The sequence below is a fragment of the Acinetobacter tandoii DSM 14970 = CIP 107469 genome (genome assembly GCF_000400735.1).
GTDB classification, from domain to species: domain Bacteria; phylum Pseudomonadota; class Gammaproteobacteria; order Pseudomonadales; family Moraxellaceae; genus Acinetobacter; species Acinetobacter tandoii.
Genome location: NZ_KE007367.1, coordinates 467,295 through 481,202 on the forward strand (window position 1 = coordinate 467,295; position 13,908 = coordinate 481,202).

Below are 13,908 nucleotides of genomic sequence, written 5' to 3' on the forward strand. Positions count from 1 at the left end.
GGTCCTCTTTTCATCAATTAAGGAGAACACAACAATGCAATTAAAACAAACCCAAGATGCATTACATAAATGGCACCACATGGTTGCAACACGTGACATGGACTATTTAAATGAATTGTTAGCAGACAATGTGGTCTTCAGATCTCCTGTTGCTTTTCATCCTTATGAAGGTAAAGCCGTGGTGCAGTTTATTCTGAGCAATGTTATTCAGGTATTCGAAAACTTCACCTATCACCGTGAATTTCTGACAGAAAATGCTCAATCTGTTGTTTTAGAGTTTTCGGCAAATGTCGGGGAAAAAAAGTTGAAGGGGATCGATATGATTCAATTCAATGAACAAGGTCAAATTGTTGATTTTGAAGTGATGATTCGACCCAAAAGTGGTTTGGAGGCATTGGCTGCTGAAATGGGACAGCGTATTAAGCAGTTTCAGCCTGCTTAATTTATATTTTTTCATACAATTACTGAGATGAAACAGATGTGGTTAAAACTTTCGACTTTAGCTTTATTGCCTGTGTTGGTGTTCCAAGGAGTAAAAGTTCGCAAGAATACACCACGTCTTTTAGAAGCCAGTGGTGATCGTGAGGGAATAATTGGTCAAGGGCAGCCATTATCCTTATTAATTTTAGGAGACTCGGCTGCAGCAGGAGTTGGAGTAGAATCACAAAGTGAGGCTTTGTCTGGCGCGATTCTTCAAGCATTACAAGATGAATATCAGATTCTCTGGAAACTACATGCAAAGACTGGCGATACGACGGAGCAAGTCATTCGGGCAACGCAGCATTTAGCACCCCAGCAATATGATGTGGTGGTGACATCGGTCGGTGTGAATGATGTCACCAAATTGACTTCAGTCAAATCTTGGTTGAAGCAACAACAGCTTTTATTTGAAGAAATACAGAATCGGTTTCAGCCGAAATTGATTATTGTTACAGGTGTCCCACCGATGCAGCATTTTCCTGCATTGCCGAATCCATTGGCATGGTTACTGGGTCAATATGCAACTGCAATGAATCAACAATTACAGCAATATTTAGCGCAGAACAGTCGGTTTAAGTTTCTACATTTTGATATACATGCTTTTCAAACAATGAATTTGCCGATGGCAAGTGATGGTTTCCATCCAAGTAAAGAAATTTATGCCATTTGGGGTCAGCAGATCGCCACATTAGTACAGCAATCTTTTACTCATCATCAATAATGGTAAATCGATATGAGAATATCTACTTTAAATAAAATTAAAGTTCTAGGTTCGGAATGGATTGATTCGGTTATCGGTGCTGAACAACCAAAACTGTACTATAGCCCACAAGGGCAAAGTAAAAAGGTGCTAGAAAAGTTACCTCAGCTTCAACAGAAATATCGCCCAACCCCGTGGTTATCAAACTCACATGCACATTTATTATATTTTGATGTGATTAAGAAGCGAACCATTCAACTTGAGTATGATCGAATTGATCAGTTGACCATGCAAGATGGTGGTGTGACTGCGGTGGCGTGGTATGGTCTAGCTTTACCTCCAGAAACCCCGACGATCATCATTTTGCATACGATTACGGGTAATCTGGCCAGTATGAGAGAGTTGGTTCGAGATCTGCATCAATATACGGGCTGGCGTATTGCTTTGTGTTTGCGCCGTGGGCATTCAGATTTACCTTTACCTGTACCAAAAATGAGCTTGTTTGGTTTTACTTCCGATTTACGGGAGCAAGTCACCTATATTCAGCAACAATTTCCAGATTCACCTTTATATGCTGTAGGTTCATCTGCGGGTACAGGCTTATTGGTTCGTTATTTAGGTGAACAAGGATTTGATACTCCTTTTAAAGCCGCTTTCGCATTATGTCCTGGCTATAACACTGAACTTGGCTTTGTGAACATTCATCCTTTTTATAGTAAGGTCATGACTAAAAAGTTATTCAAGACTTTTATCCAGCCTTATTTAACAACTTGGGAACCTGTGACTTCATTGTCGAAGGTATTGGCGGTCAAAACACTGGCCGAATTTGAGAAAAGTTATTTTGAATTGGCAGGTTATCCTGACTATGCCAGTTATACCCAAGCCATTAATCCCATTCATGTATTTGAAAATATTAAAATACCTTTGATGGTTTTAAATTCTGAGGATGACCCCGTTTGCCATATCAAAAACTTTTATCCTTATAAATCAGTGATTGAAAGAATGGAAAATGTTATTGTTGTGACGACCAAAAAGGGCAGTCACTGTGGTTTTTATGAAGGGATTACGCAAACCCGATCATGGGCTGCAAAATTAATGGCAGATTATTTAAAATTGCATGTAGATTAAAGTTTTGATGACTTTTTATCGAGCATTAAAAAAACCAGTTCATTTGAACTGGTTTTTTTAAATAAATTTTAAATTATTTATTGTCTAATGCAGGAGTTGCAGCGGCAATTGCAGCAGCGACAGCATCATCTTCTGACTGAGCAGCTGTATTTGGTTTCGGCTGTTGTACAGCTTGAGCTGGTTTCTCTTCAGCTTTAGGTGCTTCAGTTACTTGAGAAGTAGCTGGTTTAGGTGCTTCTTCACGACGAATTTCAGTCGTAGTATTTGGAGTTTGCTCACGCACAACTTCAACTTGAGTCGGGATTACAACTTCAGCTTCAGGTTTAGATGCTTCTAACGGTTGGAACTGCGCTTGTTCAGTTGCTTCAGAAGCAGCTTGAGCTGTTTCAGTTTGCTCATCCTTAGGCTCTTCTTTTTTCACACATGCTGTAAGTAATAAACCCATTGCAAGGGCACCACAAATTAAAAATTTCTTATTCATAATTGCACAAAATAAAGCATAAATAGAGTGCGCGTAGTATAGCAGTAAAATTACAGATGAAAAATCCTGAGATTCCCCACTAAATTTTTATCGGAAATGCTGATAGAATAGCCAATTGTTTATTGATCTATGAATTGCTGCTAATTGACTTTGCTTTCTAGGTGCAGAGTAAAGTAAAATCGCACAACATTGTAGGCCGATTTAGGCTCCATTGTACGAGAAACTTAATGACCCATTTTATTTTCGTTACTGGTGGTGTAGTTTCATCACTAGGTAAAGGTATTTCAGCTGCTTCAGTTGCTGCACTTTTAGAAGCCCGTGGTTTAAAAGTCACCATGGTCAAAATGGATCCATACATTAATGTCGATCCAGGGACGATGAGCCCATTCCAGCATGGTGAAGTTTTTGTGACAGAGGATGGTGCTGAGACTGACTTGGATTTGGGTTATTACGAACGTTTCTTACGTCGTGCGAAAATGACCAAACTCAATAACTTTACTTCTGGTCGTGTTTATCAAGACGTACTCAATAAAGAGCGTCGTGGTGATTACTTAGGTGGTACTGTTCAAGTAATTCCACACATTACAGACAATATTAAAGAACGTGTTCTTCGCGCTGGCGAAGGTTATGACGTTGCCATCGTAGAAATCGGTGGAACTGTAGGTGACATTGAATCTCTCCCATTCATGGAATCTGTACGTCAGTTAATGGTTGAATTAGGCCACAAACGCACAATGCTGATGCATTTAACGTTGTTGCCATATATCAAATCTGCGGCTGAGTTAAAAACCAAACCGACTCAACACTCTGTAAAAGAGCTGTTATCTATTGGTATTCAACCAGATATCTTAATCTGCCGTACTGAATACGATGTGGATGCGGATACAACACGCAAAATTGCATTATTCACCAACGTAGAAGCGCGTGCGGTTGTGGTGTGTAAAGATGCGAAAACGATTTATCAAATTCCTCGCACATTCTATGAGCAAGACGTTGATGATTTAATTTGTGAACGTTTTGGTTTTAATAATTTACCAGAAGCTGATCTTTCAGATTGGGACAATGTAGTAGAAGCATTGTTAAACCCTGAATACACAGTTCGTGTTGCAATGGTGGGTAAATATGTTGAACTTCCAGATGCGTATAAATCTGTAAACGAAGCTTTATTACATGCTGGTATTCAAAATCGCGTTAAAGTTCAAATCGATTACGTGAATGCTGAAGACCTTGAAAGTCAAGACGTAGCAACTGCATTGAAAGATGCTGATGCGATTCTTGTGCCAGGTGGTTTTGGTGAACGTGGTACTGAAGGCAAAATGAAAGCAATTCAGTATGCGCGTGAAAACAATGTGCCATTCCTTGGTATTTGTTTAGGTATGCAGTTAGCTGTAATTGAGTTTGCTCGTAACGTTGCAGGTATTGCAGATGCGACTTCTACAGAGTTCAATCGTTCAACTAAATCACCATTGATTGGTTTGATTACTGAATGGTTAGATGAGCGTGGTGAAGTCCAACAGCGTAGCCTAGAGTCTGACCTTGGCGGCACAATGCGTTTAGGTGCACAAAAATCAGAACTGGTTGAAGGCACAAAAACACGTGAAGTGTATGGCAAAGCTGAGATTGTAGAGCGTCACCGTCACCGTTATGAAATGAATAATCGTTTCATTCCAGTACTTGAAGAAGCAGGGATGAAAATTTCTGGCTATTCACCTGTACAGCACTTAGTAGAAACAGTTGAAATTCCTCAACATCCTTGGTTTATTGCTGTACAATTCCACCCGGAATTTACAAGTTCTCCACGTGATGGTCATCCATTATTTGCAGGTTTTATTGGTGCAGCGAAAGCAAAACATCAAAAAGCTTAAGAATAAGGTAGGTCTAGGACTAAACTAGGAAAGTTTAAATGTCACAATTAAAACCACAAGAAATTGTACGTTTAGGCGATATACAAATGGCAAACCACTTGCCATTTGTACTATTCGGCGGCATGAACGTATTAGAGTCAAAAGATTTAGCTTTTGAAATTGCAGAAACTTATGTTGATATTTGCAAGCGCTTAGACATTCCGTATGTGTTTAAGGCAAGTTTCGATAAAGCGAATCGTTCGAGCTTAAATTCATTCCGTGGTCCTGGTTTGGAAAAAGGAATTGAATGGTTGGCAGACATTAAAAAGCACTTTAATGTGCCAATCATCACCGATGTGCATGAGCCGTATCAAGCCGCACCAGTGGCAGAAGTTGCAGATATTATTCAGTTGCCAGCTTTTTTAAGTCGTCAAACTGACTTGGTTGAAGCAATGGCAAAAACCGATGCCATCATTAACATTAAAAAAGCACAATTCCTTGCTCCACACGAAATGCGTCATATTTTGCATAAGTGTCTAGAAGCTGGAAATGACAAGCTTATTCTATGTGAGCGCGGTTCTGCATTTGGCTATAACAACCTTGTTGTAGACATGTTGGGCTTCGACATCATGAAAGAAATGAATGTACCTGTATTCTTTGATGTGACGCATGCATTGCAAACGCCTGGTGGTCGTGCAGATTCAGCGGGCGGTCGCCGTGCGCAAATCACGACACTTGCCCGTGCAGGTATGGCAACAGGCCTGGCTGGTTTGTTCTTGGAAGCACATCCAGATCCTGAAAAAGCCAAATGTGATGGTCCATGTGCATTACGTATGGCCCAACTTGAGCCGTTCTTAGCACAGCTAAAAGAATTAGATACCTTGGTAAAAGGTTTCGCAAAATTAGATACTCATTGATGCTTTCTAAGGCATCTCGTTATTAATCAACTGAGGAATTATTCATGAGCCAAATCGTTGACATTCGTGCACGTGAAATTTTGGACTCTCGTGGTAACCCAACCATCGAAGCAGACGTTATCCTAGAATCTGGTGTTGTAGGTCGTGCATGTGCACCTTCTGGTGCTTCAACTGGTTCTCGTGAAGCTTTAGAACTTCGTGATGGCGACAAAGCACGCTATTTGGGTAAAGGTGTTAAAAATGCGGTTAACAACGTAAACACTTTAATCCGTGACGCTTTAGTGGGTAAATCAGTATTTGAGCAAAAAGACATCGATAACACGATGATTGCGCTTGATGGTACTGAAAACAAAGAAAAACTAGGTGCTAACGCAACTCTAGCTGTTTCTTTGGCTGCTGCACGTGCTGCTGCTACTGAAAAGAAAATTCCTCTTTTCCAATACATCGCAGACTTACGTGGTCAAACGACTTTGAGCATGCCTGTACCAATGATGAACATCATCAATGGTGGTTCACATGCTGACAACAACGTTGATATTCAAGAGTTCATGATTGAGCCAGTTGGCTTTACTTCATTCGCTGAAGCATTACGCGCGGGCGCTGAAATCTTCCATTCTCTAAAATCAGTTTTAAACAAAAAAGGTTTAAACACTGCTGTAGGTGATGAAGGTGGTTTTGCACCGAACTTGCGTTCAAACGAAGAAGCAATTACCGTTATTCTTGAAGCTATTGGTCAAACTGGTTACAAAGCTGGTTCTGATATTATGCTTGCGCTTGACTGTGCATCTTCAGAATTCTACAAAAATGGTCAATATATCCTTGCGGGTGAAGGCAATAAAGCATTCACAAGCAACCAGTTCTCTGACTATTTAGCAGGTCTTGTAAACCAATATCCAATTATCTCAATTGAAGATGGTTTGGATGAGTCTGACTGGGAAGGTTGGTCTTACTTAACGTCTATCCTTGGTGACAAAATCCAATTGGTTGGTGACGATTTATTCGTAACAAACCCTAAGATTTTACAACGTGGTATTGACCAAAAAGTAGGTAACTCTATTCTGATCAAGTACAACCAAATCGGTACATTGACTGAAACCCTTGATGCAATTTACCTTGCGAAAGCAAATGGCTACTCAACTGTAATCTCTCACCGTTCTGGTGAAACTGAAGATTCTACAATTGCGGATCTTGCAGTAGGTACAGCGGCTGGTCAAATCAAGACAGGTTCACTTTGCCGTTCTGACCGTGTTGCAAAATATAACCAATTGCTTCGTATTGAAGAGTTGACTAATGCAATCTATCGCGGTAAAGCTGAGTTCAAAGGTTTGAACTAAGCGATTGAATGCTATTTATGTTAAATGTATTTGACTCCGTTGCGAGTAAATTACTATTGGGCCTTGCGATCGTACTGATCGCAGGGTTTCAGTACTTATTTTGGTTTGGTGAAGGTGGTTACCATGATCATCAACAACTGACTCAAAAAATCCAACAACAAACAGAAATTAATGATGAGCTTAAAGAGCGTAATCGCGTTCTTGCAGCTGAAGTTTATGATTTAAAAAATGGTGTTGAAGCCATAGAAGAACATGCTCGTTTAGATTTAGGTTTGGTTAAACCGCGTGAAACGTTTGTTCAAATGAGTACCATCAGTACACAATATAAACCTATTTATATTGATCCTAATGCTAAAGCAGATTTGCGCACCAATGAAGATGACAATGCTATCCCACCAGAGCCAGTTAATGAGCAATAAGCTTTGGGTTGTGATTCCTGCCGCAGGTTCTGGACGTCGTTTTTCGCAGTCTGAATTAAAACAATATCAATTGCTTGATCACAAAACTGTATTAGAGCATACAGTGGAGAGATTAAACGGTTTAGCACTAGCAGGTTATGTACTTGCTGTCGCACAAGATGACAATATAATTTCAACCTTGGCTTTGGCTGCTCCTGAAAAATCACATTTTTGTATTGGTGGTAACGAGCGAGTTGACTCTGTATTAAATGCCTTAACTTATCTCACGCAAATTGCGGATAAAGATGATTGGGTGTTGGTGCATGATGCAGCACGTCCTTGTGTCACTTTGCCTGTGTTAAATACATTGGTTCATAAAGCGATTGAAACAGATCAAGCTGCTATTCTTGCCATTCCAGTCCGCGATACTTTAAAGCGGGTTGAAACTGAAGCGATCATCAGTCAGACAGTAAGTCGTGATTTATTATGGCAAGCTCAAACTCCGCAAATGGCTAAACTGGGTGTATTAAAACAAGCAATTGAACTGGCTTTACAAGATCAGCAAGTGATTACCGATGAAGCCAGTGCGCTTGAATATGCAGGACATCCTGTACAAGTGGTTCATGGGCGCTCGGATAATATCAAAATTACCTATCCAGATGATTTGCAGTTGGCGCGTTTGATCATCCAGTCGCAAAGCTAATTTAAAAAACTTCTGCGCTTGCAGTGAATGTTTACGAAATAATTTTCCTGAACGTGGAATTAAGCATTCACTCTATCGCAGTTTAAATTTATACTTTGCTCACTTTTAGCTGTATTGCCTCATCAGATGATACCTTCTCAACAGTATCGTTTCTTACGCCAATCCTTACGTGATGGTCGAAGTATTAAAGACGATTCCTCCAAATGGCACCGTTTACATCTTGATCCTTGGTTGTTGGGATTGTTGGTTGTAAATTCTATTATTGGTTTAATGGCTGTTTATAGTGCCACTGCTGAAGATATGGGAATGGTACTGCGTCAGGCCACCAGTTTTGGTGTGGGTTTTATTCTGTTATTTCTTTGTGCACAAATTCCACCGAAGGTTTATCAGGCGACGAGTCCGTATTTCTATCTGATTTCAATTGTGTTGTTGGTTTTGGTACTTGTGATAGGTGATACTCGTTTAGGTGCTAAGCGTTGGTTGACTATACCAGGTATTGGCAGTATGCAACCCAGTGAGTTTATGAAGTTTGCCATGCCGTTAATGATGGCATGGTATTTTGCTAGAAAGCGATTTCCACCCAAATTGATTCATATTTTGGGGGCACTGGTCATTATGTTTGTGCCATTTGTGTTGGTTGCCTTACAGCCCGACTTATCCATTGGTTTGATTATTCCAGGGATTTTTGTACTGTTTTTAAGTGGTATGTCTTGGAGACTCATTCTAGGGGCTTTAACCGCGTTAGCTGTTGCTGCACCCGTGTTATGGATGTATGTTTTACAGGCTTACCAAAAGAAGCGGGTATTAACGCTATTTGATCCAGAATCTGATGCGCTAGGTGCGGGCTGGAATATTATTCAGTCGAAAATTGCGATTGGTTCTGGTGGATTAATGGGTAAAGGGTATTTAGAAGGTACTCAATCTCATTTGGGTTATTTGCCTGAACATCATACCGACTTTATTTTATCGACCTATTCAGAAGAGTTCGGATTTTTAGGTGTGATATTCCTATTTGCGCTTTATGCAGCCATTATTTTCCGCTGTATGATGATTGGTCTAAACTGCTTCCATAACTATGGTCGTTTGTTGGCGAGTGCAATTGGTCTGACCTTCTTCTTCTTTGTTTTTTTAAATTCTGGCATGATCAGTGGTATTTTACCTGTAACAGGGGATCCCTTGCCTCTAATGAGTTATGGCGGTACAGCGGTAATTGCACTACTAGCTGGCATGGGAATAGTTATGTCAGTGCATACGCACCGTTAAAAAGCATTAGCCCCAATCGGGGCTTTTTTTATACTTTGAAACATTATTTTTTCATTTATTACATTAAAAATCTAAAAAATAATAATCTTATAAATATATGAATTTAAAGATAAATAACTTGGATTATGCTGATTTGGTATAATACAGCATTTAATTTGTGTATTTTGCACTCGTAAATGGTATATATATTGCTCATATTATAATAAGCAATTATTGCAGGAGAGAAGCACAGTATGTGCTCGCCGAAGGAGCAACGACCCCGGAAACTCTCAGGCAGAAGGACTGTAATAATTTCAAAATCTGGAGAGAAGTGCATAAACATAACAAAGGCACTCACCGAAGGGGATGGTTATATGTTTAATATGACCGAAGCTCTCAGGTACCAATGACAGATGGGGCACAACACAAGGAATGCATGCATTTCCAAGGAGTGCTTTATGCCACATATTATTGTTATTGGCTCTGGAATTACTGGGGTAACTTCAGCCTACGAATTGTCACAACTGGGCTACGACGTAACCGTCATCGATAAACATCTTTATCCTGCAATGGAAACTTCATTTGCCAATGGTGGTCAGCTTTCGGCATGCAATGCAGAAGTTTGGAATCAAAAATCGACTGTATTGAAGGGCATTAAATGGATGTCTCGCAAAGATGCTCCGTTGTTGTTAAACCCATCTTTTGATGTGCATAAATATGCATGGTTAGTCGAATTTTTGGGCAATATTAAATACTATAAAGAAAATACCCGTGATACGGTGAAATTAGCACTAATGGCGCGGAAACGTTTATTTGATATTGCTGAACAGGAACAAATTCAGTTTGATTTGGAAAAACGAGGCATTTTACATTTTTATCATAATCAGGCTGATTATGAAGTGGCAACACGAGTAAATGAATTACTTTGTACAGGTGGTTTAGAGCGCCATGCGGTCACACCTGAAGAAATTAAACAGATTGAGCCAAGTTTGACGGGTGACTACTATGCTGGTTTTTATTGTCCTGGTGATGCAACGGGAGATATCCATAAATTTACCAATGGACTAGCCAAAGCGACAGAAAAATATGGCGTAAAATATCGTTTTGGCTTAGAAGTGACTGATGTACAGCACCATGAAAAAGGGGTGACAGTAGTCTGTAAAGCCAGCACTGAAAATATGCATTCAGTAGAACAGACATCAGAATATTTTGACGCCGATGCTGTGGTGGTTTGTGGTGGTGTAGGTAGCTATCAATTGGCACACTTACTGGGTGATAAAGTGAATGTTTATCCTGTAAAAGGCTATTCAATAACCATTAATTTAAATGATGAGCAAAGCGTACAACATGCACCATGGGTGAGTTTGCTCGATGAAAGTGCTAAGATTGTTACATCACGTTTAGGAGCTAGCCGCTTAAGAATTGCAGGTACCGCAGAGTTTAATGGGTATAACCGTGATATTCGTTCCGATCGAATTCAGCCTTTGGTGGATTGGGCGAATAAAAACTTCGATATCTCCACGCAGAGTGTCGTACCTTGGGCGGGTTTACGCCCCATGATGCCAAATATGATGCCAATTGTGCGTCGTGGTCGTCGTGAGCGAGTGTTTTATAATACAGGGCATGGGCATTTAGGTTGGACTTTGTCTGCTGCTACCGCAGTGATGATTAGTCAGGAGATTGCTTCAGCTTATCCAGCTTAATATCAGCAAAAAAAGGCACAGAATTTCCTGTGCCTTTTTTTATTTCGTGAAGTTGTATAGATTAATCATATAGGCGATAAACACCAGTAAATCGCTCACAACCTTTTTGTTGGGTTTTGACAGTTAAAATTGCTTTGTAATAATCAAATTGATATCTACAGTCATGTTCATTGTCGACAATATTTTGTTTTTTCTCTGGGGTAGTATAAGCCAAGAAAGGAATTGTTTGAGTTTCCTTCTTATTGTTTGGATTGCGGTAGGCAATTCCTTCAATTTTAATACTGTCTTTACCAAGCTGATGAACTTGTAGATGAATTGGTTGTTGTGCAAGCTTACCATTTTCAAATTTTAAATAATGTTGGGTCAAGCTCTGATTCAACGAGGTATAAAAATTTAAATCATCAGTACGAAGTTCAAATTGCTGTTTAAAACAAGATTCAGATTTACATTGTTGTGTGCGTTTCAGCCATACACTATGGGTATCATCTAATAATCGTAATGGTGCATCACTGATTAGAAATGCAGTCAGATATTGATTTTTGAGTTTTTGCCGTTGCTGTTCGAAACTGCTAGAACACATTGTTTTAATTGCAGCGGTGTCAGTTTTACTACAATCAATTTCTTGAGCGTAACTCAGGTTGGTGTACATGCAACCGATACCAATGAAAAATGCTATAGTTTTAAGGAATTTAATGTCTGTATTCAACAACATGATGGCTTATACTTTCACAACACTGTGCTAGTGTAACTATAGCGAAGTCGAAACACTGAATACAAGATTTCAAGCATTTATTTCTGAGGGAGCGTAACTTAATGGTCGCACATATTCGAATTGGTCAAGGAATGGATGTACACGCTTTTGAGGAAGGCGAATTTGTTACTTTGGCTGGCGTTAAAATTCCGCATACACACGGTTTAAAAGCACATTCCGATGGTGATGTGGTACTACATGCGTTATGTGATGCATTATTGGGTGCACTTGCACTGGGTGATATTGGGCAGCATTTTCCAGATACAGATCCTGAATTTAAAGGCGCAGACAGTCGAGTGCTGTTAAAACATGTGTACCAGTTAATTTTAGATCGTGGTTATGTATTGAATAATGCTGATATGACAGTAGCCTGTGAGCGTCCAAAATTAGCAAAGTATAATTTAGAGATGCGACAATCAATTGCGGATGTGCTGAATGTGGATGTTACTCAAATTAGTATTAAAGCAACAACCACAGAAAAACTAGGTTTTACGGGCCGTCAGGAAGGTATTTTGGCAACCGCTACAGTTTTGATTAGCCATCAAGCAAAATGATTTGCACTCATTAGTGACTGTTGTAACTCTTTGGTAGCTTTACGGCCTTGAAGTTGTAAGGCTACAGCATGAATTAGCCCTGTCCATGTCTCATTTGGTTCCCAAACAGCATGTAGTAAATCTTGAGCGCTGGCGATATCTATGTCCATATAGTACTGGCGATAAAGATAGATTAGGCTACTGACACGAAGGTTATGAGCACAATGAACCCAAACCATCTGCTCTTGAACCAAATGATGCAACATGTCTAAAACTAAGAGACATTGTTCATCTGAAGGTGTGTCCCAAAGAATAGGAATATGAACATAATTCAATCCTAGTTCTAAGCAAATACGGTCTTCATTCAGAAGATGGTTTTCAGCATCGTTTAGTGCCAGATTGATTACAGTTGTTACACCATATTCTTTGATGTGTTTTAACTGTTCAATTGTCGGTTGCCCAGAACTGAATAAATGTTCATGCACGAACTGGAAATGGTCAATGTGGCTTAAGGCGTTTTCAAGTTGATTCATAACGGTAACTTTTCATTGGCATTAAACAAAACGCCATCCTAGGGGATGGCGCTTGGATGCTTAGCGATTTGGTAATACATCTTTCAAAGCGTTGTGCATTTCTAGCAATACTTTCTCTGTTGTATCCCAGTCAATACAGCCATCTGTAACTGACTTACCATATTCTAAATCACATAGGTTGTCAGGAATATCTTGACGACCGCCTTTTAAATGGCTTTCAACCATAATACCGACAATCGATTTGTTTCCATCTAAAATTTGTTCAGTAATATTTTTTAGAACAAGAGGTTGCAAGAATGGGTCTTTATTTGAGTTGGCATGACTGGTATCAATCATGATTTTGGTACTGACTTTGGCTTTTGCTAATGCATTTTCAGCTTCTGCGACTGAGCCTGCATCATAGTTAGGTTTACCATTACCACCACGTAAAACCACATGTGCATAAGGGTTGCCGCTGGTGCGAATCACAGAAACTTGACCAAGTTCATTCAAACCTAAGAAACTATGCCCGTGTTTAACCGATTGCATCGCATTAGTTGCAACAGTTAAGCCGCCATCTGTGCCATTTTTGAAACCAACAGGAGACGATAAACCTGAAGACATTTCACGGTGAGTTTGACTTTCAGTTGTACGTGCGCCAATCGCAGACCAAGAAATTAAATCTTGATAATATTGTGGCGAGTTCGGGTCAAGCGCTTCAGTGGCACAAGGTAAACCTTTTTCATTCAATTCCAACAGCAATTGACGACCAATACGTAGACCTTTTTCAATATTGAACGAGTCGTTCATATCTGGGTCGTTAATTAAACCTTTCCAACCTACTGTAGTACGCGGTTTTTCGAAATACACACGCATTACGATATAAAGTGTATCTTTAACTTTTTCGCTGAGTACTTTTAGGCGATCTGCATAATCATGAGCAGCAACTGTATCGTGAATAGAACAAGGACCAATTACGACAAAAAGACGCTTATCTTTACCATCTAAAATATTGCGAATCGTTTCACGACCTTTAAGTACGGTTTGATATGCATTTCCCGTTAATGGCAATTCTTTTTTTAGTTCTGCTGGAGTTACTAAAGGCTGAATGCTTTTCACATTTAAGTCGTCAATGTCTGATTGAGTAATAGGGGTTGGCTGTTGTGTATTCATTGCTGTCAC

15 protein-coding genes and 1 riboswitch are annotated in these 13,908 nt (G+C 39.7%); of the genes, 11 read left to right on the forward strand and 4 right to left on the reverse strand.

Features of this window, described 5'->3' with window-relative positions; translation table 11 throughout:
- Positions 1 to 34: 34 nt before the first annotated feature.
- The 3 genes from I593_RS11570 to I593_RS11580 are packed head-to-tail and all read left to right on the forward strand — an operon-like array spanning position 35 to position 2,308.
- Positions 35 to 442 (forward strand): nuclear transport factor 2 family protein, encoded by a 408-nt coding sequence (locus I593_RS11570; RefSeq protein ID WP_016167760.1) that lies wholly within the window; start codon positions 35 to 37, stop codon positions 440 to 442.
- A gap of 36 nt (positions 443 to 478) precedes the next feature.
- Positions 479 to 1,201: an SGNH/GDSL hydrolase family protein gene (locus I593_RS11575; RefSeq protein ID WP_016167761.1), complete on the forward strand. Its 723-nt coding sequence runs from the start codon at positions 479 to 481 to the stop codon at positions 1,199 to 1,201.
- 12 nt (positions 1,202 to 1,213) lie between these two features.
- Complete coding sequence (locus I593_RS11580) at positions 1,214 to 2,308, forward strand: YheT family hydrolase (protein ID WP_016167762.1); 1,095 nt, start codon at positions 1,214 to 1,216, stop codon at positions 2,306 to 2,308.
- Between the two features lie 73 nt (positions 2,309 to 2,381).
- Here the strand turns inward: I593_RS11580 and I593_RS11585 are convergent, their stop codons facing one another.
- On the reverse strand, positions 2,382 to 2,789 hold the full coding sequence (locus tag I593_RS11585) for a hypothetical protein (protein WP_016167763.1): 408 nt from the start codon (positions 2,787 to 2,789) through the stop codon (positions 2,382 to 2,384).
- Positions 2,790 to 3,016: 227 nt separating this feature from the next.
- Here I593_RS11585 and I593_RS11590 point away from each other — a divergent pair, with 227 nt between their 5' ends.
- From I593_RS11590 to I593_RS11620, 7 genes are all read left to right on the forward strand, one after another.
- Entirely contained in the window at positions 3,017 to 4,654 is a 1,638-nt protein-coding gene (locus tag I593_RS11590) for a CTP synthase (protein WP_016167764.1), read from the forward strand.
- A gap of 38 nt (positions 4,655 to 4,692) precedes the next feature.
- The gene (gene kdsA / locus I593_RS11595; protein ID WP_016167765.1) at positions 4,693 to 5,550 is read left to right on the forward strand and encodes a 3-deoxy-8-phosphooctulonate synthase; all 858 of its coding nucleotides are present in this window, start codon (positions 4,693 to 4,695) and stop codon (positions 5,548 to 5,550) included.
- A 44-nt stretch (positions 5,551 to 5,594) separates the two neighbouring features.
- Entirely contained in the window at positions 5,595 to 6,884 is a 1,290-nt protein-coding gene (eno, locus tag I593_RS11600) for a phosphopyruvate hydratase (RefSeq protein WP_016167766.1), read from the forward strand.
- A gap of 17 nt (positions 6,885 to 6,901) precedes the next feature.
- Complete coding sequence (gene ftsB, locus I593_RS11605; RefSeq protein ID WP_026441130.1) at positions 6,902 to 7,303, forward strand: cell division protein FtsB; 402 nt, start codon at positions 6,902 to 6,904, stop codon at positions 7,301 to 7,303.
- Positions 7,263 to 7,985 carry a 2-C-methyl-D-erythritol 4-phosphate cytidylyltransferase gene (gene ispD / locus I593_RS11610; RefSeq protein WP_026441131.1) on the forward strand — a complete coding sequence of 241 codons (723 nt, stop codon included), beginning with the start codon at positions 7,263 to 7,265 and terminating at the stop codon, positions 7,983 to 7,985. Before ftsB ends, ispD begins: the two co-directional genes overlap by 41 nt.
- A gap of 126 nt (positions 7,986 to 8,111) precedes the next feature.
- A complete protein-coding gene (rodA, locus tag I593_RS11615) occupies positions 8,112 to 9,248 on the forward strand; it encodes a rod shape-determining protein RodA (RefSeq protein WP_016167769.1) in 1,137 nt (378 codons plus the stop codon).
- Positions 9,249 to 9,454: 206 nt separating this feature from the next.
- A riboswitch (glycine riboswitch) is annotated at positions 9,455 to 9,543 on the forward strand.
- A 142-nt stretch (positions 9,544 to 9,685) separates the two neighbouring features.
- Positions 9,686 to 10,930 carry a D-amino acid dehydrogenase gene (locus I593_RS11620; protein WP_016167770.1) on the forward strand — a complete coding sequence of 415 codons (1,245 nt, stop codon included), beginning with the start codon at positions 9,686 to 9,688 and terminating at the stop codon, positions 10,928 to 10,930.
- A 61-nt stretch (positions 10,931 to 10,991) separates the two neighbouring features.
- Here I593_RS11620 and I593_RS11625 read toward each other — a convergent pair whose 3' ends face one another.
- Positions 10,992 to 11,642, reverse strand: a complete 651-nt coding sequence (locus tag I593_RS11625; RefSeq protein WP_016167771.1) for an A1S_1983 family putative colistin resistance protein — start codon at positions 11,640 to 11,642, stop codon at positions 10,992 to 10,994.
- A 101-nt stretch (positions 11,643 to 11,743) separates the two neighbouring features.
- Between I593_RS11625 and ispF the strand changes: the two genes are divergently transcribed.
- Complete coding sequence (gene ispF / locus I593_RS11630; protein WP_016167772.1) at positions 11,744 to 12,235, forward strand: 2-C-methyl-D-erythritol 2,4-cyclodiphosphate synthase; 492 nt, start codon at positions 11,744 to 11,746, stop codon at positions 12,233 to 12,235.
- On the opposite strand, the gene I593_RS11635 is transcribed toward ispF, so the two are convergent.
- Complete coding sequence (locus I593_RS11635) at positions 12,223 to 12,747, reverse strand: protein tyrosine phosphatase family protein (protein WP_016167773.1); 525 nt, start codon at positions 12,745 to 12,747, stop codon at positions 12,223 to 12,225. The two genes, ispF and I593_RS11635, sit on opposite strands and share 13 nt — an antisense overlap.
- A gap of 60 nt (positions 12,748 to 12,807) precedes the next feature.
- The gene (locus I593_RS11640) at positions 12,808 to 13,899 is read right to left on the reverse strand and encodes a 3-deoxy-7-phosphoheptulonate synthase (protein ID WP_042069147.1); all 1,092 of its coding nucleotides are present in this window, start codon (positions 13,897 to 13,899) and stop codon (positions 12,808 to 12,810) included.
- Between the last annotated feature and the right edge of the window lie 9 nt (positions 13,900 to 13,908).